At 60.1% G+C, this 19,760-nt stretch carries 20 protein-coding genes; 6 read left to right on the plus strand and 14 right to left on the minus strand.

Going from position 1 to position 19,760, the window contains the following annotated elements:
* Positions 1-130: 130 nt before the first annotated feature.
* The 8 genes from ABGT66_RS04725 to ABGT66_RS04760 all read right to left on the minus strand — a co-directional run bounded on the left by ABGT66_RS04725 (position 131) and on the right by ABGT66_RS04760 (position 7,000).
* Positions 131-505 (minus strand): hypothetical protein, encoded by a 375-nt coding sequence (locus tag ABGT66_RS04725; RefSeq protein ID WP_303149517.1) that lies wholly within the window; start codon positions 503-505, stop codon positions 131-133.
* A gap of 166 nt (positions 506-671) precedes the next feature.
* Entirely contained in the window at positions 672-1,796 is a 1,125-nt protein-coding gene (locus ABGT66_RS04730) for a sodium ion-translocating decarboxylase subunit beta (RefSeq protein ID WP_346689170.1), read from the minus strand.
* Between the two features lie 71 nt (positions 1,797-1,867).
* Positions 1,868-2,284: a biotin/lipoyl-containing protein gene (locus ABGT66_RS04735; protein ID WP_346689172.1), complete on the minus strand. Its 417-nt coding sequence runs from the start codon at positions 2,282-2,284 to the stop codon at positions 1,868-1,870.
* A gap of 43 nt (positions 2,285-2,327) precedes the next feature.
* On the minus strand, positions 2,328-2,738 hold the full coding sequence (locus tag ABGT66_RS04740) for an OadG family protein (protein WP_294194802.1): 411 nt from the start codon (positions 2,736-2,738) through the stop codon (positions 2,328-2,330).
* A gap of 19 nt (positions 2,739-2,757) precedes the next feature.
* Positions 2,758-4,317 carry an acyl-CoA carboxylase subunit beta gene (locus tag ABGT66_RS04745; RefSeq protein ID WP_294194799.1) on the minus strand — a complete coding sequence of 520 codons (1,560 nt, stop codon included), beginning with the start codon at positions 4,315-4,317 and terminating at the stop codon, positions 2,758-2,760.
* A gap of 150 nt (positions 4,318-4,467) precedes the next feature.
* Positions 4,468-4,872 carry a methylmalonyl-CoA epimerase gene (gene mce, locus ABGT66_RS04750; protein ID WP_294194797.1) on the minus strand — a complete coding sequence of 135 codons (405 nt, stop codon included), beginning with the start codon at positions 4,870-4,872 and terminating at the stop codon, positions 4,468-4,470.
* 4 nt (positions 4,873-4,876) lie between these two features.
* On the minus strand, positions 4,877-5,290 hold the full coding sequence (locus tag ABGT66_RS04755) for a cobalamin B12-binding domain-containing protein (protein ID WP_294194795.1): 414 nt from the start codon (positions 5,288-5,290) through the stop codon (positions 4,877-4,879).
* Positions 5,291-5,320: 30 nt separating this feature from the next.
* On the minus strand, positions 5,321-7,000 hold the full coding sequence (locus tag ABGT66_RS04760) for a methylmalonyl-CoA mutase family protein (RefSeq protein ID WP_294194793.1): 1,680 nt from the start codon (positions 6,998-7,000) through the stop codon (positions 5,321-5,323).
* Between the two features lie 283 nt (positions 7,001-7,283).
* Here ABGT66_RS04760 and ABGT66_RS04765 point away from each other — a divergent pair, with 283 nt between their 5' ends.
* A complete protein-coding gene (locus ABGT66_RS04765; RefSeq protein WP_346689259.1) occupies positions 7,284-8,483 on the plus strand; it encodes an FprA family A-type flavoprotein in 1,200 nt (399 codons plus the stop codon).
* Between the two features lies 1 nt (position 8,484).
* A complete protein-coding gene (locus tag ABGT66_RS04770; protein WP_346689174.1) occupies positions 8,485-9,222 on the plus strand; it encodes an RsiV family protein in 738 nt (245 codons plus the stop codon).
* Between the two features lie 59 nt (positions 9,223-9,281).
* On the opposite strand, the gene ABGT66_RS04775 is transcribed toward ABGT66_RS04770, so the two are convergent.
* Together ABGT66_RS04775 and nhaC are read right to left on the minus strand one after the other, a co-directional pair.
* Positions 9,282-9,746: a hypothetical protein gene (locus tag ABGT66_RS04775; protein ID WP_294194790.1), complete on the minus strand. Its 465-nt coding sequence runs from the start codon at positions 9,744-9,746 to the stop codon at positions 9,282-9,284.
* Positions 9,747-9,799: 53 nt separating this feature from the next.
* Positions 9,800-11,341, minus strand: a complete 1,542-nt coding sequence (nhaC, locus tag ABGT66_RS04780) for a Na+/H+ antiporter NhaC (protein ID WP_294194788.1) — start codon at positions 11,339-11,341, stop codon at positions 9,800-9,802.
* Between the two features lie 339 nt (positions 11,342-11,680).
* On the opposite strand from nhaC, the gene ABGT66_RS04785 reads away from it, so the two are divergent.
* On the plus strand, positions 11,681-11,854 hold the full coding sequence (locus ABGT66_RS04785; RefSeq protein WP_294194787.1) for a 4Fe-4S binding protein: 174 nt from the start codon (positions 11,681-11,683) through the stop codon (positions 11,852-11,854).
* 129 nt (positions 11,855-11,983) lie between these two features.
* On the opposite strand, the gene ABGT66_RS04790 is transcribed toward ABGT66_RS04785, so the two are convergent.
* The gene (locus ABGT66_RS04790) at positions 11,984-13,288 is read right to left on the minus strand and encodes an ATP-binding protein (RefSeq protein ID WP_346689176.1); all 1,305 of its coding nucleotides are present in this window, start codon (positions 13,286-13,288) and stop codon (positions 11,984-11,986) included.
* Between the two features lie 241 nt (positions 13,289-13,529).
* Between ABGT66_RS04790 and ABGT66_RS04795 the strand changes: the two genes are divergently transcribed.
* Entirely contained in the window at positions 13,530-13,904 is a 375-nt protein-coding gene (locus ABGT66_RS04795) for a hypothetical protein (protein WP_300263669.1), read from the plus strand.
* Positions 13,905-14,133: 229 nt separating this feature from the next.
* Here the strand turns inward: ABGT66_RS04795 and ABGT66_RS04800 are convergent, their stop codons facing one another.
* The 3 genes from ABGT66_RS04800 to ABGT66_RS04810 all read right to left on the minus strand — a co-directional run bounded on the left by ABGT66_RS04800 (position 14,134) and on the right by ABGT66_RS04810 (position 17,921).
* Positions 14,134-15,702, minus strand: a complete 1,569-nt coding sequence (locus tag ABGT66_RS04800; RefSeq protein ID WP_346689179.1) for a DEAD/DEAH box helicase — start codon at positions 15,700-15,702, stop codon at positions 14,134-14,136.
* A 1-nt stretch (position 15,703) separates the two neighbouring features.
* Entirely contained in the window at positions 15,704-16,174 is a 471-nt protein-coding gene (locus ABGT66_RS04805) for a GNAT family N-acetyltransferase (protein ID WP_303149956.1), read from the minus strand.
* A 142-nt stretch (positions 16,175-16,316) separates the two neighbouring features.
* Positions 16,317-17,921: a M20/M25/M40 family metallo-hydrolase gene (locus ABGT66_RS04810; protein WP_346689181.1), complete on the minus strand. Its 1,605-nt coding sequence runs from the start codon at positions 17,919-17,921 to the stop codon at positions 16,317-16,319.
* 119 nt (positions 17,922-18,040) lie between these two features.
* On the opposite strand from ABGT66_RS04810, the gene ABGT66_RS04815 reads away from it, so the two are divergent.
* Together ABGT66_RS04815 and ABGT66_RS04820 are read left to right on the plus strand one after the other, a co-directional pair.
* Positions 18,041-18,748: a 3-oxoacid CoA-transferase subunit A gene (locus ABGT66_RS04815; RefSeq protein ID WP_346689183.1), complete on the plus strand. Its 708-nt coding sequence runs from the start codon at positions 18,041-18,043 to the stop codon at positions 18,746-18,748.
* The gene (locus tag ABGT66_RS04820; protein WP_346689185.1) at positions 18,732-19,400 is read left to right on the plus strand and encodes a 3-oxoacid CoA-transferase subunit B; all 669 of its coding nucleotides are present in this window, start codon (positions 18,732-18,734) and stop codon (positions 19,398-19,400) included. Before ABGT66_RS04815 ends, ABGT66_RS04820 begins: the two co-directional genes overlap by 17 nt.
* Positions 19,401-19,760 lie beyond the last annotated feature (360 nt).

Below are 19,760 nucleotides of genomic sequence, written 5' to 3' on the forward strand. Positions count from 1 at the left end.
GTCTATCAGAGCGCACGCTTCGGCGCAGTTTGCGGCGCGCGCGTGATGCAAAGTCATACCGCAGCTCGCCGCCGCAAAGAAGAACTGCGCACCATGAGTTACGTTATGGTGCTCGCGCTGCCGCCGCCTGTTATGTCCACCGCTTATCCTCACAGTAGGATGCGCACAGCGATGGGATATCCTTGAGCTCCGCATCCAATTTCAGCGCGAAGCGGTAATCTTCGGCGGCAGCTCTGCCGCTGTCGTAAAACAGCGCGACTATCCTGTCAAGCTCGGGCCTGCCGACGGTGCAGCGCGTGCCGCCGCACCTCCATAAACGGGGAAGCAGCTGTCCCTCGAGATATTTGTTCAAGTTCTCTGCGCTTTGGTAGAGTATGAGCTGCTCGAATAAGGCGTATGATTCGAGCGCGGCGTCCCGCTTGACGATGCGGAACGTCGCCGCCGTCAAATCCGCCTCCGCGTATATTGCTATTCCGTTCTCGTTCATAAATTCGTCCACGGACATCGGGGCACCTCCTTTCACGCAGCTTCCTGACTTTTTGTAATTCTAACCCGCCGCGGCGGATATGCGGAAGAAGGCGCTTTTCAGCGGCATATTATACATACATACGAAAAGAGCCCGGAGGCTTTCGCCTTCGGGCTCTTCGTTTCCTGTCGGTTTGCGGTTCGCGCTATTTGCTGAGAAGCGTGAGCATGGCTCCGGCCGCGACGGCTGTGCCGATGACTCCTGCGACGTTCGGCCCCATCGCGTGCATGAGGATGTAGGAGCCGGGGAATTCCTTCTGGATTACCTTCTGGCAGACGCGCGCCGCCATCGGGACGGCGGAGACGCCCGCAGCGCCTATGACGGGGTTGATCTTTCCGCCGGACATGACTTTCATGACCTGTCCGAAGATTACTCCGCCCGCGGTGCTGAATATGAAGGCTATGAGCCCGAGGCAGATTATCTTGATGGTCGCGACGGTCAGGAAGGTCTCGGCCTGCATGGTCGCGCCGACGGAGATGCCGAGGAATATCGTTGTCGCGTTGAGCACTTCGTTCTGCGCGGCGAGCGAGAGGCGGTCGGTGCATCCGCACTCGCGGAGCAGGTTCCCGAACATGAGCATTCCGATGAGCGGTACGGAGGCCGGAAGGACGAGGCCGCACGCTATCGTGGATACGATCGGGAAGAGTATTTTCTCAGTGCGCGTTACGGGGCGAAGCTGCTCCATCTTTATGCTGCGGTCTTTCTTCGTCGTGAGGAGCTTGATGACCGGCGGCTGGATGAGCGGGACGAGCGACATGTAGCTGTACGCCGCGACGGCGACTGCCGGGAGTATGTCGCGCGCGAGCTTCGCGCAGAGGTAGATGGCGGTCGGGCCGTCGGCTCCGCCGATGATGCCTATGCCCGCGGCCTGCTGGATGGTGAAGCCCATGCACATGGCCCCGATGACGGCGACGAATACGCCGAGCTGCGCGGAGGCTCCGAGCAGGAAGGTTATCGGGTTGGCTAGCAGCGGGCCGAAGTCGGTGAGCGCCCCTATACCCATGAATATGATGACGGGATAGATCTCATGGTCTATTCCGAACTTCACGAAGTAGAGGAATCCGCCCGGGTCGACTATGCCGGAGAGCGGCAGGTTGACGAGCAGGCAACCGAAGGCTATCGGCATAAGGAGCAGAGGCTCGAATCCTTTAGCGATGGCGAGATAGAGCAGTATGAAGGCCACGAGGAGCATGACGAGCGTGGGCCCGTTGAGCGCGACGAAGCCGGACTGCTCGATAACGCCTTTCAGCGCTGTCAAGTAGATTTCCATAAAAAGTTTTCCTCCCCAGGAAAAAACTTTAGAACGTTATTCTGTTGTCAGTCGTTAAGCTTTGCAGCTTATTAAGCGACTACGATCAGCGCGTCGCCGGTGCTGACGGTGTCGCCTTCTTTGCAGCAGAGCTGCTGTACGGTTCCGGCGACGGTGGTGTAGATTTCGTTCTCCATCTTCATGGCTTCGAGGATGAGAACGAGCTGTCCCGCCGTTACCGCGGTGCCGGGCTGGACGAGTATCTTAAGGACTTTGCCGGGCATCGGGGCGCTGATGGTGCCTTCGCCGGCGGGTACGGGAGCCGCGGGCGCGGGGGCCGGGGCGGGTGCAGGAGCCGGAGCGGGCGCAGGCGCGGGGGCCGCTACGGGAGCGGGCGCGGGTACGGGAGCCGGGGCCGCGACAGGCGCGGGGGCCGCTCCGGCGCCGAGCTCTTCAACATCTACGTCGTATGCTTTTCCGTTTACCGTTACTCTGTATTTGCGTGACATGAAAGAATACCTCCTGAATTTTTTGTTGTTGATCGGCGAAGGCTTAGTAGAGGCCTTCGGTGTTCTGGAGCCGCCCGACGTTCTTCCACGCGGAAGAGGCGGGGACTTTGACCGGACTGTAGGAAATCACGCGGGCCGTGGGGCCGCAGGCGGCGGCTATGGCCGCTGTGATGACGGCGAGCAGTTCGTCGTCGGCGGCTGCGGCGGGCGCGGGCTGCGCCGCGGGAGCGGCGGCCTGGGCCTGTACCGGCGCGGCGGGAGCCGCGGGCGCAGGAGCCGCGGGAGCGCTCTGCTGCGGCTTGTGCATGCCGTCGATCGCTCCGCAGACGTGCTTCATTCCCATCATGACGAGCATGAGCCCGATGATGACGATGAAGACGATGCTGAAGGCGATGAACGACATGATGAGGCCGCCGGGCACTCCGACGAAGAATGAGCTGATGGAACCGTTCATAGCTTCTCAGCCTCCCGCCTTAGTTGGGCATGATGCCGTGTTTGCGCTTCGGGCGAAGTTCGCTCTTGCTCTCCGTCATTACAAGGGCCTGGTAGAGGGCCGGGCGCGTCTCTTCGGGAAGGATGACGCGGTCGACGAATCCGCGCTGCGCCGCGCGATACGGATTGGCGAAGGATTCTTTGTATTCCTCTATCTTTTCGGCGCGCTTCGCGGCCTTGTCCTCAGCGGCTTCGATTTCCTTGCGGAAGATGATGTTCGCCGCGCCTTCGGCTCCCATGACGGCTATCTGGGCCTGCGGCCACGCAAGCACGACGTCGGCGCCGAGGTCTTTGCTGCACATGCCGAGGTAGGATCCGCCGTAGGCTTTGCGCATGACGATGGTGATCTTCGGAGCGGTCGCTTCGCTGTAGGCGTAGAGGAGCTTCGCGCCGTGTCGGATGATTCCGCCCATTTCCTGATTGAGTCCGGGGAGGTATCCGGGGACGTCTTCAAAGGTGACGATAGGAATGTTGAAGGAGTCGCAGATGCGGATGTGGCGGCTCGCTTTGTCCGAGGCGTCGATGTCGAGGCATCCGGCCATGAACTTCGCCTGGTTGGCGATGATTCCGATGACGCGGCCGCCGACTCTCGCGAAGCCGGTGACTATGTTCTTGGCGTAGAGCTCCTGGACTTCGCAGAAGTCGCCGTTGTCTACTACCTTTTTGATGACGTCGCGGACGTCGTAGCCGCGGTTCGGGTTGGTCGGGACTATCTCGCGCAGGCCCATGTCCATGCGGTTGACGTCGTCGCCGGTCTCCTCGAACGGAGGCTCTTCCATGTTGTTGCTGGGCAGGTAGCTCATGACCTTGCGGACCTGGGCGTAGCACTCGGCTTCGGTTTTCGCGAAGAAGTGCGCGCAGCCGGAGTGCGAGTTGTGGGCCATGGCTCCGCCTATCTGCTCAGAGGTTACGTCTTCGCCGGTGACGGACTTGATGACCGCCGGGCCGGTGATGTGCATGATTCCGATCTTATCGACCATAAAGATAAAGTCTGTGAGCGCCGGGCTGTAGACCGCACCGCCCGCGCAGGGGCCCGCGATTATCGAGAACTGCGGGATTACGCCGCTCGCCTTGACGTTGCGGAAGAATATTTTTCCGTAGCCGGAGAGCGCGTCGACGGCTTCCTGGATACGGGCTCCGCCGGAATCGTTGATTCCGATGCAGGGAGCGCCGTTCGTGAGCGCGAGGTCGAGAACCTTGCATATCTTCTGGGCGTGCATCTCGCCGAGCGAGCCGCCCATGACGGTGAAGTCCTGGCTGAATACGTAGACGATGCGTCCGTCTATCGTACCGTAGCCCGTCACGACGCCGTCACCGAGGAACGTCGTCTTGTCAAGTCCGAAGTTGGTGCAGCGGTGTTCGACGAATTCGTCTATTTCCACGAAGCTGCCGGGGTCAAGAACTGCGTTGATGCGCTCGCGCGCGGTCATCTTGCCTTTGTCGTGCTGCTTGGCGATGGCCTTCTCGCCTCCGCCGACAGCGGCTTTCTCTCGCTTCGCGATGAGAGAGGCGCACAGTTCGTCAATCGTTTTTTCCGCCATTACCTCTTACCTCCTCATTGTCTGTTAAGCGGAGCGCCGCCCGTCCTTCCGTGACGTTCGCCGTTGCCGGGACCGCCGGGCGGCCCTCCGCGTACAGTTCCGTTGTGGTGCATGGCCCCGCGCCGGAGGACGCGGAGCCTTTCCGCTTGATTAGTCGCGCTGGCAGAGCTCGAGGAGCACGCCGCCGGTCGCCTTCGGGTGGAGGAAGGCGATCTTCGCGCCGCCCGCGCCGATGCGCGGCTTTTCGTCGATGAGGCGCACGCCCTTCTCTTTGAGCTCGGCGAGCGCGGCTTCGATGTCGGCGACTCTGATGGCGATGTGCTGGATGCCCTGTCCGTTCTTCGCGATGAATTTGCTGACGGGGCTGTCCTCGCTCGTGCCTTCAAGAAGCTCTATCTCGGAGTCATCGATGGGCAGGAAGGCCGTCTTGACCTTCTGCTCGGCGACTTCTTCGACGCCGTGGCATTTCACGCCGAGGGCGCCTTCCCAGAACTTCATGGCTTCGTCGATGCTGTTTACGGCTATTCCGATGTGGTCGATGATTTTGGTTTCCATAATTTTACGCCTCTTTCGCTCTCTTCTCGGCTACCGCCTTTTCGAGCCACTCGATGGTCTCGGAGGTCGGGGTTCCGGGTCCGAAGATCGCGCCCGCGCCGTATCCGAGCAGCGTCGGATAGTCGGTCTCGGGGATGACTCCGCCGCCGAATACGATGATGTCGCTGGCGTTCTTCTCTTTGAGAAGGTTGATTATCGTCTTGAAGCAGTAGTCGTGGGCGCCGGAGAGGATGCTGATGCCGATGGCGTCGGCGTCTTCCTGGATGGCGGTGGCGACTATCTGTTCCGGCGTCTGGCGGAGGCCGGTGTATATGACTTCCATGCCGGCGTCTCTGAAGGCTCTCGCGATGACCTTCGCGCCGCGGTCGTGTCCGTCAAGGCCTGGTTTCGCAACAACTACGCGAATTTTACGATCCATTTTTCTTCCTCCTTAAAAGCTTTCGCGATTCTAAAGAACCACGTTCTCTTTGTACTCGCCGAAGACTTCGCGGAGAACGCCGCAGATTTCGCCTTCCGTGGCGTAGGCGTGGACTGCGTCGAGGATGAGCGGCATGAGGTTCGCGTCGCCCTTCGCGCCTTCGCGCACCGCGTCGAGGGTGGTCTTGACTCTGACGTTGTCGCGTTTTTCTTTCATTTCGCGAAGTTTCTTGATCTGGTTCTCACCGACGCTCGCGTCGACCTTGAGGAGCTTGCGCTCGGTCATGTCTTCGTCGATGTGGAACTTGTTGACGCCGACGATGATGCGGTCGCCGGACTCTATCGACTTCTGGTAGTCGTAGGCGGCGTCCTGGATGTGCTTCTGCGGATAGCCCTTTTCGATTGCGGTCATCATTCCACCGAGGTCGTCGATTTCCTTGATGTAGGCGAGGGCGCCTTCCTCGATTTCCTTCGTGAGGGCTTCGATCGCGTAGCTTCCCGCGAGCGGGTCGACGACGTTGGTGATGCCGGATTCGTAGGCAACTATCTGCTGCGTGCGGAGCGCGATGCGGACGCTCTTGTCCGTCGGAAGCGCGAGGGCTTCGTCAAGGCTGTTGGTGTGGAGCGACTGCGTGCCGCCGCAGACCGCGGCCATCGTCTGGATGGCAACGCGGACGATGTTGTTCTCCGCCTGCTGCGCGGTGAGCGTGCAGCCCGCCGTCTGGGTGTGGAAGCGGAGCATCTGCGCGCTCGGGTTGGTGACGCCGAAGCGCTCCTTCATTATGCGCGCCCAGATCTTGCGCGCGGCGCGGAACTTCGCGACCTCTTCGAGGAAGTCGTTGTGCGCGTTGAAGAAGAACGAGAGGCGTTTGCCGAATACGTTCGGATCCTGTCCGGCCTTGATGGCGGCTTCGATGTAGGCGATGCCGTCGGCGAGGGTGAAGGCGACTTCCTGGATGGCGGTCGAGCCGGCCTCGCGGATGTGGTAGCCGGAGATGGAGATGGTGTTCCATTTCGGGATGTTGCGCGAGCAGAAATCAAAGATGTCCGTGATGAGACGCATCGACGGCTTGGGCGGGAAGATGTAGGTTCCGCGCGCGATGTATTCCTTGAGGATGTCGTTCTGGATGGTTCCCGCGAGGGCGTTCATCGGGACGCCCTGCTTCTCCGCGACGGCGATGTACATCGAAAGAAGTATCGACGCCGGGGCGTTGATGGTCATCGAGGTCGAGACCTTGTCGAGGGGGATGCCGTCGAAGAGTATCTCCGCGTCGGCAAGGCTGTCTATCGCGACGCCGACCTTGCCGCACTCGCCGACCGCCATCGGGTCGTCAGAGTCGTAGCCTATCTGGGTCGGAAGGTCGAACGCGACAGAAAGTCCCGTCGTACCCTGGCTCAGCAGGTAGCGGTAACGCTTGTTGGAATCCTCGGCGGTCGCGAAGCCCGCGTACTGGCGCATCGTCCAGAAGCGCCCTCTGTACATCGTGGGCTGCACGCCGCGCGTGTAGGGGAATACGCCGGGGAATCCGAGATCCTTGGCGTAGTCCACGCCGTTCACGTCTTCGGGAGTGTACGTCCTCTTGAGGGGGATGCCTCCGCCGGTCGTAAAGTTAGCCTTTCTTTCGGGGCCTTTGGTCAGCGCCTTTTCGACCGCCGCTTCGTAGGCTTTCTTTCCTTCTGCTACTTCCTGGAGCTGTGTTGGTTCGAACAATTACTCCGCCTCCTTGCGAAACATATCGGGCCATTGTTGGGAATGACCGTCAGCACACGTGAATATGCAAAATTACCACACGCCGCTATTATTGCCCAACTTTCTACAAATTGCAACATTTGAGCGATAATTTCAGACAAGTCAGTTCATTCTTTTTTAAAGAAAAAGCGAAGCGCGCCCCGCGGCGCGGAAATGCGGCGAATCGCGCGGAGACGGCGCGCAAATTTAAGCCGTTGCTATATAATAGCGTCAAATACTTAAACCACTGGAGGCTGCCGGAATGATGCAGAACGCCATAAAAATCACCGATTCGATATACTGGATAGGAGGCAACGACCGCGAGACCGACCTTTTCGAAGGACTTTGGACACTTCCGCGCGGCGTCGCCTACAACGCCTATTTCATCAACGACGATAAGACCGCCGTCATCGACACGATAAAGGCGGACAAGCTCTCGGACTACATCGAGCGCCTCGTCTCAATCCTCCCCGCGGGCAAGGGCATCGACTACCTTATCGTCAACCACATGGAGCCAGACCACTCCGGCTCGATAAGCATCATGCGCAAGCTCTACCCCGAGATGAAGATAATAGGAAACAAGAAGACGCTCGAAATGATAGAGGCCTTCTACGGCATCCATGACGGCGTCGTCGAGGTCAAGGAGGGCGAGATTCTCGACCTCGGGCGTCACAAGCTCGCCTTCGCGACCATCCCGATGGTCCACTGGCCCGAGAGCATGGTCACCTACGACACGACTGACAAGGTGCTCTTCTCGACGGACGCCTTCGGCGGCTTCTGCGCGCTCGAGGGCGGCATCTTCGACGACGAGCTCGACATGAAGCTCTACGAGGACGAGACGCTGCGCTACTTCGCGAACATCGTCGGCCGCTACTCCATGCCGACGCAGAAGGCCATCGCTAAGGTCCGCGCGCTCGACCTCAAAATCATCTGCCCCGCCCACGGCCCGATACTCCGCTCCGACCCGATGCACATCGTCGACCTCTACGACAAGTGGAGCAAGCAGGAGACCGACGAGGGCATAGTCGTCGTCTACGGCTCGATGTACGGCAACACGAAGCTCATGACAGACGCGATAGCGCGCGCCGCCTGCGAGGCGGGCGTCAAGGACGTCATCGTACACGACGCCTCGCGCTCGAACCTTTCCTGCATAGTCCGCGACGTATGGAAGTACCGCGGCCTCGTGCTCGGCAGCTGCACCTACAACACTGAGCTCTACCCACCCGTCGCGACGCTCTGCCGCACGCTCAAGAACAAAATGATGAAGAACCGCTTCCTCGGCATCTGCGGCTCCTACAGCTGGAGCAAGGGCGCGCTCGCTGAGCTCCAGGTGTTCGCGGAGCAGGGCGGAGACTGGAAGCTCGTCGAGCCGACGATAGAGGTCAAGTCCTGCCCGAAGGAGCCGGACCTCGAGCTCTGCCGCGAGCTCGGCAGGAACATGGCGCTGGCCGTGAAAGGCGAATAAGATGAAGCTCTACGGAACGCTGCTCGCCTGCGCCGCGGCCCTCGCCGTCGCGGCGGCCTCCGCGGCCCCCTGCGCGGCGCGCGACATCGACGTCCGCGTCTCTACGCTCGGCGTCTTTGAATCGAAGTACGAGGGCTGCGAGGCTCGCATAGTGACGCCGGTCGTCACGGGGCTCGCGATGGACTCCGTCGAAAAGGAGATAAACGCGCAGCTCGCGGAAAAGGCGCTCGAGATGCAGGAGCGCTACTCTCTCGAGGTGCTCGAGCTGATGCACGACCCGTTCGCGAAGGGCGCGCACATCGGCTGGATGATGGACTACAAGGTCATCGACGGCGATGAGAGATTCTTCACGCTCGACGTGGTCGAGATGAACATGGTCGGCTCCTCCTCGACGAAGCGCACGATTATGAACTTCGACAAGGAGACGGGAATGCCCGTGACGCTCGCCTACTTCTTCAACGACAAGGCGAACTACGTGAAGGTCGTCAGCGACGCGGTGCGCGGCGAGATGCGGCGCGCGAACAAGAAGCAGAAGGGAAGCTACTGGGTCGAGCCGAAGGACGACGGCGGCTTCTCCTCCATCAAGGCCGACCAGAACTTCTACATGAACAAGGAGGGGAACATCGTCGTATGCTTCGACAAGTACGAGGTGGCCCCCGGCTCGTCGGGATGCCCCGAGATAGAGCTCGACATGAAGGAGCTCGCCCCGTGGCTCAAGCTTGAAGAGCTGAAAAAGTAACAAAAAAGACGAAGGGCCGCGGAATCGATGCCGCGGCCCTTCTTTTTACGCTTCTTTCGTTACCTCTGCCCCATTTCCTTGATGACGACCTTGACCTTCGGGGCGTACTTCTTGAACAGCCCGTCGAGAGCCGCCATGTCGTTGCGCTCGAAGAGCAGCTTCCAGCCGACGACGTCCTTTTCGAGGAACGCCGTCAGCCCCATGCCCTTCGTCACGAGAGTCACGTGGCGTATCTCGTCCCAGCGCAGCACCTCGCGGTGATGCGAGAACCACGTGTGCGTGTCCTTCACGAAACCGAGCGGCGAGGCGTATATCTTCTTCTCGAACTTCAGCACGAGCAGGCCGCAGACGCAGAGGAAGGCGTTAATCGCAATCTTCTGGCTGAAGCCCTCGTTCATAAACTCCATCACGCCAGTGACGGCGAGGTAAGCCGCGAGCGCGCCGAAGGTAAAGCGGCGCCAGCCGTTGATGGTGCGGCTCGACTTCGATACGAGAAGACATTCGAGTTGTTCAAGTTCGGCCAATGGACTATCCCCTTTTCAGAAAACAGACTTCGACCGATATTATACCATTACCGCTAAGCAAGCTCCGCGGGGCGCGTCTTGCCTCCGCGCACAGGCTCGCCGTCCTTTCCGCGCCAGAAGATGCCTATGCCGAGATAGGTCATGATTACCGCGACCACGGGGTTCATCCAGTTGAGGAAGGCGTAGGGGCCGAACTCCGCGACGGACATATTGAACAGCTCCGCGTGGTATGCGCCGCAGGTGTTCCACGGCACCAGGACGGAGGTCAGCGTGCCGGAGTCCTCGAGCGAGCGCGAGAGCATCCTCGGATGCAGGCCGAGCTTGTCGAAGGTCTCCTTGTACATCGTGCCCGGCATCGCGATGCCGAGATACTGGTCGCCGAGGAAGAAGTTGCAGACGAGGCAGGAGACGACGACGGAGAGGATGAGCCCGCCGACCGTCCTGACGCGCGAGGCGACGGCCTCGAGGATCGTCTTTATGAATCCGCATACGTTCATCGCGGAGCCGAAGACAAAAGCACAGATTATCAGCGATACGGTCCAGTTCATCGACTGCATACCGCCCGCGGAGACGAGCTCGACGATGTCCTTGCCTATCTCCTTGGCTATCGAGACGTCGATATCAAGCGCGTGCTTCGCAACCACCGCGGCGAGCGCAGCTTCGTCGGCGGCCTCCGCAAGCTCGGCCGACACCGTCGGCGTGTAGCCGTTCTGCATGACGTTGAGCACCGCGCCGTAGTCGTAGCCTTCGATGAACATGAAGGCCGCGGCGATAAAGACGCCCGCCCAGAGCGACGGCAGCGCCGGCTTGCGCAGCGCGGAGAGCACGATGACCGCGATAGGCGCGAGCAGCGCTATCGGACTGACCCAGAATTCCTTTGCGATAACAGCCTGGATGCCGCCGATCTTCGTATAGTCGAGCGTGCCTCCCGCGTACTGGAAGCCGAGGACTATCGTGATGACCGCGACAATCACGTACGTCGGCCCCGTCGTCCAGCACATCGCGCGGATATGCTGGAAGAGGTCCGTACCCGAGACGGCGGGCGCGAGGTTCGTCGTGTCGGAAAGCGGCGACATCTTATCGCCCGCGTAGGCTCCGGAGACTATGACGCCGACGGTCAGCGGCGCGGGGATGCCGAGCCCCATCGCTATGCCCAGCAGCGCAATGCCGACCGTGCCCGACGTTCCCCACGAGGTACCCGTCGCGAGCGAGACTATCGAGCAGATGACGAGCGTCGCGAAAAGGAATATCGACGGCGAAAGTATCGACAGGCCGTAGTAGATCATCGAAGGCACGACGCCCGAGTGTATCCACGTCCCGATAAGCACGCCGACCGTATAGAGGATGAGGCAGGCCTGCATCGTAGTCATGATTCCCTCGATAATTCCCTTTTCAAGCTCTTCGTAAGAATAGTGCAGATAAAGTATGCCCACCGCGCCGACTATGATGGCGCTGAAAATGAGCATGATATGGACGTCCTGGCCGTAGATGACGACGCCGGAGAGTATGAGGGCGGCGGCTATGGCCAGCATCAGGATGGACAGGCCGAGCGACGGCTTTCTTTTCTCAACCTTTCTCTCTTCGTTGTTTCCCATTGCTTGTTTCTCTCCTTTCGTTTCTATAAGTACGCTTAGGTACACTCCTGGCCGCCCGCTCTCCAACGCTCCCCTCCTTTCAGCGGGCGTCCGCTGTCGTATTCTGTTCGCGCTATACGTATAAATGCCGACTCTTCTTATTTTTTATTATTATCGATACTAAAGCGCTTGTCTATAGCGTCCGCTCTGATATATCTATACTATTTGTAACTTAAGCGCCGCGCGGCGACACAATCCAAAGCACTTGAAAGCGCGGCTCGTTAGCGTTAGAATACAGTCGTGTGTGGGGGAAACGTCCCCCGTAGTTGAATCGCATCTTGCAAGGAGGAAATTTACACCATGGCTAAAGCTACAGTTGATCAGTCCGTTTGCGTAGGCTGCGAGGCCTGCGTCGGAGTTTGCCCCGTTTCCGCTATCGCCGTCGAGGACGGCAAGGCTCACGTTGACGCCGACACCTGCGTCGAGTGCGGAGCCTGCGTGGCCACCTGCCCCGTCAGCGCCATCGCTCAGTAATATCGAGAAACACAAAAATAAAAACCGGGCCGATGCATACAGCAGCGGCCCGATTTTTTTGCGCTTTTCCATAAAAAGCCGCCTTTTCACAAATTCCACGACGCGGTGATGTATCAGAGAAGAGGCGCGTCAGGCGTTCCTCGTATCCTCGACGGCCCTCTTCAGCGTTCCAATCGCCCACAGCGGAAGATTCAGCAGCCATTCCTCACGCTTGTAGCCAGCCATCGAAGTCCGGACGGAGAGCCGCGGGGCGTACTTATCGTGAAAAGCCTTCAGGCTTTTCGCGCGCAGATTGACTTCGGCCTTGACTTCGACCGGCACAACCTCACGCCCGTCGCTCACTAAGAAATCAACCTCGGCGGATGAACGCTCGGCGCTCCAATAATATATGTCGAGGCCGCGCAGCGTCTTCAGCTGCTGAAGGACGTACTGCTCCGTCAGAGCGCCCTTGAACTCAGTGAAAAGCCTGTCGCCGTCGAGCAGAATGCTTTGGTGTATGTTCGTCATGCACGAGAGCAGGCCGACGTCGTTCAGGAACAATTTGAAGGCTTTCAGGTCTTCATAGGCTTTCAGAGGAATTTCCGGCGACGCAACGCGATGCACCTTGCTCACAAGGCCGCAGTCGGCAAGCCACAGAAGGGCAAGCTCGTATTCCTTAGCTCTCGCTCCTTCTTTTACCAACCCGTATATAAATTTTTTATTTTCTTTCGCAAGCTGCGACGGTATGCTGTTCCACAGCATTCTGATGCGCGGTACGGCGGCGCCCGGCGCGTGCTTGGAAAAGTCCTGCTCATAGGCGTCGAGAATGCGGCGCTGGACTTCGCGCGCTTCGTCGAAGCTTTTGCCTTCGCAGAAGACGCGTACCGCCTCCGGCATTCCGCCTACGAAATAGTAGGTTTTCAGCAGGTCGGCGTAATCCTGCGCAAACGCCGACGCGATATCGAATCCGCCGTCGTTCAGCAGCTCTGCATATTGTTCTTTTCCGGCCGCGGCCAAAAACTCTATAAAGGACATCGGATGAAGGTCAAGAAACTCGACCTTGCCTACAGGGAACGACGTGCCGTGATGGAGCGCGACGCCGAGCAGGCTGCCCGCGCATATTATCTGGTACTGCGGCGCGTTCTCGTTGAAATATTTCAGGCTCGTCAGAGCCTTCGGCGTCTCCTGTATCTCGTCGAATACGAGCAGCGTCGTCTCCGGGACTATTTTGCGGCCTGCGTAAAGCTCAAGCCCCGCGATAAGCCGCTCGGCGTTCATGCTTCCCTCGAAAAGGTTTGCCATCCGCTCGTTGTTATCGAAGCTGACGTAAATCATATCTTCGTATTCGCGCGTTCCGAACTCCTTCATCAGCCAGCTTTTGCCAACCTGGCGCGCTCCGCGGATTATGAGCGGCTTTCTGTTTTTCTTAGCTTTCCACGCCTTAAGCTCTTCCATTGCGGCCCGGTACATCTGCATCACCTCGCATATATGACCTCACCACTATAACACAACCATACAAAAATACGAACGATTTTATGCGAGATATTACATTTTTTCAAACGAACTTCTGTAATATTCCACACTTTTTCAAACGAACTTTTGTAAGACTCTCGTCCCTTCGCTTGCTTCGGCGTGGGCGCGATTGCGGAGGTGCGCGGGGATTTTATATAATCGTGCCGCACGGAGGTGAGGGGCGGTGCTTTTCAGGAGGAAGAGCAAAGCGCGGCTGAAGGCCGACGCTAAGATAAAGGCGCTGAAGCGCGAGAACAGGGATTTCGTGCGCGGCATGATGAAATTCACGGCGCTCACCGTGCTTACGCTGGCGCTTATGCTCGGCGTGCCGTGCGTGATATGCCTCAATCTCGTCTACGTTTTCGGGCGTCCCGTCATGGAGGCCGTGCTCGCCTCGTTCGCCGTCGGGATGTTCGTGATTCCGTTCGTTTTCACGGAGCCGCTGCGCAGGCTCGTCTCATACGGCGAAAGCCTCATCGCGGAGAAGGAGATGCGCGACTGGCGAAAGCGCCGAAAGTCTAAGGCCGGTGAGAAAAAGCCGGACGCGCCGGATAATTGACTGCGCGCGCCGCCCCGGGCGAAGACGCTGCGGCGCGACAGAAGCGGCTCGCGCTTCGCGGATTTTTCCTTACTTACGGAGAGAGGCATAAGCTTCGCGCGAAGAGGCGAAGTCGGCGCGAGGTCCCATAAATATGCGAAACGCCCGGAACGCGGCGGATTTTTCGTAAATCCGCGCCGCGTTTCGGGCGTTTATCTTTTTTCGTGAAATTCACGCGCCGGGGGGCGCGTTACATCTCCGTCTCTTCGGTGAGCTTTATCTGGTGTATTTTGTCCTCGAAGCCGAATACGGAGCCGTCTATTTCGTTTACGGCCTCGTCTATGCGTTCCATGTGCGAGAAGCGGTACTGCTCGGGCAGGCGGTTTGCGAAGCGCTTGATTTTTAGCAGAGCCTGCAAATAGTTGCGTTCGGTTTTTTTAAGGAGCTGCGCGCATTTGAGCGCGTCCGGCTCTCCCTCTTCGGCGAAAAGGCGAGCGAGAGCGACGTTGGGCTCGAGTTCCATTTCGTCGCTCCATATGTCGCCGAGGATGCGGCGCACGCGGGCGCGTTCCTGCTGGTCCTTTATCACGGAGAGCGCCTGCGTTATCTCGCGCAGGGAGTTTTCCACCTCGCGCGTGACGGAGCGCAGGCTGCGCCGCGGCATCGAGCATTCGGAGAGGGTCCTGGCCTCCGTCTCGACGGTCACTTCTTTTTTGAGCAGGCGGCCTATAGCGGGGAGCAGCTTTATCTTCGCCTCCTCGCACGGCTTGTCGAGGGTCTCCAGATAGAGGATTCCCGTGTCGTAGTCGAAGTTTTCGCAGCGGCTGCGCGGGATGTATGAGACGTAGCCGGTGTTGAAAAATCCTTTGCGTCCCGCGCGTCCCGCCATCTGGAGGAATTCGTTGCGCGTCAGCGGGCCGTCGATGAATTTCGCCATCTGCGCGAATATTACGCTTTCGGCGGGTAGGTTGACGCCGAGCGAGAGCGCGTCGGTGCCAGCGACGACGTCGATTATGCGCTCGCGGAAGGCCATTTCGACGAGGAGCTTTTCTTTCGGGAGCATCGAGCCGAAGTACATGCCGACGCCGCGCAGCATCGTGTCGGGGATTTTCGTGACTTCGAGTATCTCCGCTATCTCGCGCAGCCGCGCGCGCTTGCCGCGGCTTATTTTGTGGCGGGTCTTCGCCGTCTGCGCCGCGGCCCATTCGACGCCTTTCTTTGAGAAGGCGAAGATGAGCGCGTCGCGTATCTGCGCGAAGCGCGTGCCGCGCTGTTTGTAGACGAGCTTCGTGACGCGGGCGTTGGTTTCGAAGAGCGCGAAGTCGCGCCGCGCCATCTCCTGTAGGTAGTCGCGCACTCTTTCGGGATTGCCGAAGGTCGCGGACATGACGAGTATGCGGCTGTCGTCGGAGGTGCGGCGCAGGCCGTCGATGTAGGCGCGCGCGCGCTCCGGGTCGTTGAAGATGAAGTGGAATTCGTCTATGACGACGCTCTGCCCCGGAAGGTGCGCGTATTTGAGCGTGTATATCTCCTGCGTGCAGCAGAGGACGGCGGCCCCGGCGTTTTTCTTGAAGTCGCCCGTTTCGAGGCCGACGTCGAAGCCCATGCCCTTGAGGTCGAGGTAGCGTTCGTTCGACAGCGCCTTTATCGGCGCGGTGAATATGACGCGTCCTTCCGGCATCCGAGGAGCGCCGTCGCGCTCCATGAGGCCGGCCCATATGTATGCGACCCACGTCTTGCCGCTGCCGGTCGGCGCGGAGAGTATGGCGCTCTTTCCGTCTATCGCGGCGAGCGCCTTTTCCTGCCATTTGTAAAGCATGTTAAAGCTTTATGCGGAGCACGGGCTGCGTCCAGCCGGGAATCTCTTTGCACTCGGTCTCGCCCGCGCGCTCGGCTCCCATGTGTATGTAGAACTCTTCGGAGTTCGGGTCGGAGAGTATGTTGAGCTCCTCGGCCCCCATCGTCTCGGCTATCTCGCAGGCGTGGAGGAAGAGCTTGCCGCCGAGCCCCGTGCCTATCTCCTCCGGCAGCACCCACATGTGGCGCAGCCACCAGCCGCCGTTCTTTTTTTCGAGCGCGTAGAAGCCGAGCTTTTCGCCGGTGTCGTCGTGCTCGATGAGGTATGTCGGGTTCGCCTCCACGAAGTCCTGTTTTATGGTGAGAAGCCCGCGGAAGCGGCTCATCACCTCTGACGGGTAGTCCCAGTAGCCTTTCGAACGCCACGCTATGTCGGTCAGCTCTTCGGCCTCCGCCGGTTTCGCGAGACGTATTCGAACATCGTCGTCGTACATCGTTTTTGTATCTTCTCCCCCGTATGTTTCTCAATTTCCTGGTAATTGTATCACAGAGCGCGCGCTTCTTGTTAAACGCGGCGCGAATTGCCGCCTCCGCAAAGAGACGGAAAAAGGGAGCCGCGCGGCCCCCCTTTCGCAGTTATCTTTTCGCGATCTCGCGTATAGCGGCGTACAGCAGATCGGGCAGCACGTCGAGCGAGTAACGCAGGTGCAGCCGCTCGTCTTTTTTGTGCGGGGCCTCGCCGCTCGGGCCGAGGTTCATTATCGGGACGCCGAGCGCGCGCATTTCGGGAAGCGGCAGGCCGTAGAGCTCGCCCCAGCCCGGCGTGTTTTCGGAGAGCACCTTCACGTCGCCGTCGGAGACTTTCGCGCCCGCGTAGCTGAGATCGCAGAGGCCCGCGAAGAGCTCGACCTCCGTCATTTCGAGGCCGTATTTCTCGCGGCAGAGCTTTTCCACGGCGCGCGCCGCCTCGACTATCTTCGCGTCGCGCGGGTCGCTCGTGAAGTCCGTGCGCGGCGGCATCCACGGCGGCAGGAAGAAGCAGACGGCGTATGGCCCTTCCGCGCCTGACATGTCCGCGATGAAGTCCACGACGCGGATGCCGCGCATGCGCATGTCGCCGGGCGGCAGGTTCTTTATGAATTCGTCGAGCTCGGCGTCGAATTTCTCGCCGCGCCGTCCGCGCGCGAGCGCCTCAAGCTCGCCGAGCGTGTAGACGACGGGTTCGGCGGGGACGAAGCGCGAGCCGTCGTAGCCCATTTCCGTGAGCGCCTCGCAGGATTCGGCGAGCTGCGCCGACGTTTCGGCAAGCGCGCGTGAGGCGAGACCCTTCATCTGGTTCATGACCTTTTCGGGCGTGTTGCCGGTCGTGAAGCAGTTGAAATATGCGTATGCCCTGTCCGGGACGGTGACGCTGTAGTTTTCGCGCAGCACCTTCATGTCGAGGCATATCCACGAGGGCTCGCAGACGCCGTGCAGCGGGTCCGCGAGATAGCGGTTTCCCTCCGCGGCGCATACGAGGCGCGAGACGGCGAGCGCCGCGGAAAATCCGTCGTAGCAGTTGCCGACGTGCGCGCCGCGCCCGCGCATGTAGAAGCTCGGCATGAGCTTGCCGAGCGTCCCGAGATAGACCATCGGCCCCACGAGGCCGGACTTGCCGGCCTCGCCCGGCTCCGTATTCAAAGCCGCAAGAAATTCGAGCCCTTCGTCCTCTATCATACGCGCTATGACGGGCAGAGCGCCGCGCATCCCTGCCGAGGAATTTTCCTCGTCGCCGACGAACGCCGCGACGACGTTGACGTCGAAGAGCGTCCTGTCCGCCGCGAACTCTTCTATAAGCGCCGCCTCGAGCGCGACGCCGCACTTCATATCCATGACGCCGCGTCCGTAGAGCGTATCTTCGTCCGCGCCGAAAATTTCGCCGAGCTTGTCAGTGTCGAAGGCGTGTTTTGCGATGTCGCCGTAGACGGTCACGTCCACGACGTCGTAGTGGCTCACCATGAGCACCGTGCGCTTCGTCGGTTTCGCCGCGTCGACGCGCGCGACGAGGGACTTCAGCGCGTGCGGCGAGCCCTCGAGCGGCGTCTCCGCCGTTATCAGATGCGCGGGGTTCTCCGCGAAGTAGGGCAGCTTTTCGAGCCTCGCGCGCAGCCACGCGCCGGGCGCGCTCTCCTCGGCGCTCTCCGTGACGCTCGGTATCGCGACGAGCTCTTTTATCATTGACAGAAGGTAGTCCCGTTTCATATTTTTATCGCCTCCGTTTAGGGCAATGATATCATAAGCGCGGCGCGCGCGCAGATTTTTCTTGACAGAGCGCGGCTCCGCCGTGAAACTTATGTAGGAATCCCGAGAGGAGGCATAACGTGGCGAAACCTTTTATAAAACCGGTAATCTCGCCCGAGGAGGCGGCGGCCCTCGTAAAGCCCGGCGCGTCGCTGATGGTCGGCGGCTTCAACTACGGCGGCGCGCCATACACGCTCGTCGGCGCGCTATGCGCCGCGGGCACGCGGGAGATAAATTTAATCTGCGTCGACACGAGCTGGTACAACGACAAAGAGCCGGAGCCGGTCGGCGTCGCGCGCCTCGTCATCAACGGGCAGCTCGGCTCGCTCGTCGCCTCGCACATCGGCCTCAACAGGCGGACGCAGGAGCTTTACACGAAGGGCGAGCTCAAGGTCGAGCTGATACCGATGGGGACCTTCGTCGAGCGCATACGCGCGGGCGGCGCGGGGCTCGGCGGCGTCCTCACGCCCACAGGCGTCGGCACCGTCTACGAAGAGGGACGGCAGACGCTTGAGCTCGGCGGGCGGCGCTACATCGTCGAGCCCGCGCTGACGGCGGACGTCGCCTTCATAAAGGCGCACATCGCGGACGAGGCGGGAAACCTCACCTACTTCGGCACAAACAGGAACTTCAACCCGACGATGGCGACGGCGGCGAAAATCGTCGTCGCGGAGGTCGACGAGATAAAGCCGCTCGGCGCGACAGCCCCGGATGAGGTCGTGACGCCGGGCATATTCGTCGACGCGCTCGTGATGAAAAAGGAGGGCGGCTATGCTTCCAGAACTTAGCGAAAGCGAGGCCCGCGCGCGCATAGCGCGCGTCATCGCCTCGGAGCTCGAGGACGGCGCGCTCGTCAACCTCGGCATCGGAATCCCGCAGCTCGTGCCGCACTACCTGCCCAAGGACGTGCGCGTCATACTGCAGACGGAAAACGGCGTGATAAACGCGGGGCCGTCCGCCGACAAAAACGACCTGCGCGTAATAGACGCGGGCGGCGCGCCCGTGCGCGTGCTGCCTGGCGGAGCGCTCGTCTCCGCCGAGCTGAGCTTCGCGATAATGCGCGGCGGCCACGTCGACGTCACGGTGCTCGGCGCGCTCGAGGTGGACGGCGATGGCAGCATCGCGAACTGGATGATCCCGCAGCTGCGCGTCCCCGGAATGGGCGGCGCGATGGACATCGTCGCGGGCGCGAAGAAGGTCTACGCCGCGACGCGCCACTTCGACAAAAACGGCAAATGCAAGCTCGTGAAGAAATGCTCGCTCCCGCTCACAGGCCGCGGAGCAGTAGACGTAATCGTGACGGAATACTGCGTCGTGCGCAACACCTACGGACGCATGGCGCTCACCGACATCGCGGAGGACGTGAGCATAAAGGAGCTTCTCGATAAAACCGAGATGCGCCTCGATGTAAGCGCCGGACTCGTGCGGCGGAGGTTTTGAGATGGATAGAACGGCTACAATAGACACATCCATAGGAGAAAGCCGAGAGCAGCCTAAAAAAGCTCCAAGCGGACGCCTGAGGCGGACGATTGCAGAACTGTTTCAAAATTACGCCGGAGAGTACAGGCCGTCAGAAATCGAGTGGGGAGAGCCGCGCGGGCACGAAATATGGTAGCGGGACAAAAATACCGCTTCATCTATAAGCACAACGTTATAAGCAAAACTGCACTCTTCGTCACTCCGCGCCTCGACGCAATGCACTGTTCGCGCAAGCGAACATTTCAAATTTCTTTAGTGCATTGCTAGCACCGGCGGCGTTTTGCCGGTGGACACGGAGCCCAGCGTTTTTGAGTTCTCATG

Source organism: uncultured Cloacibacillus sp., assembly GCF_963926575.1.
Lineage (GTDB): Bacteria > Synergistota > Synergistia > Synergistales > Synergistaceae > Caccocola > Caccocola faecigallinarum.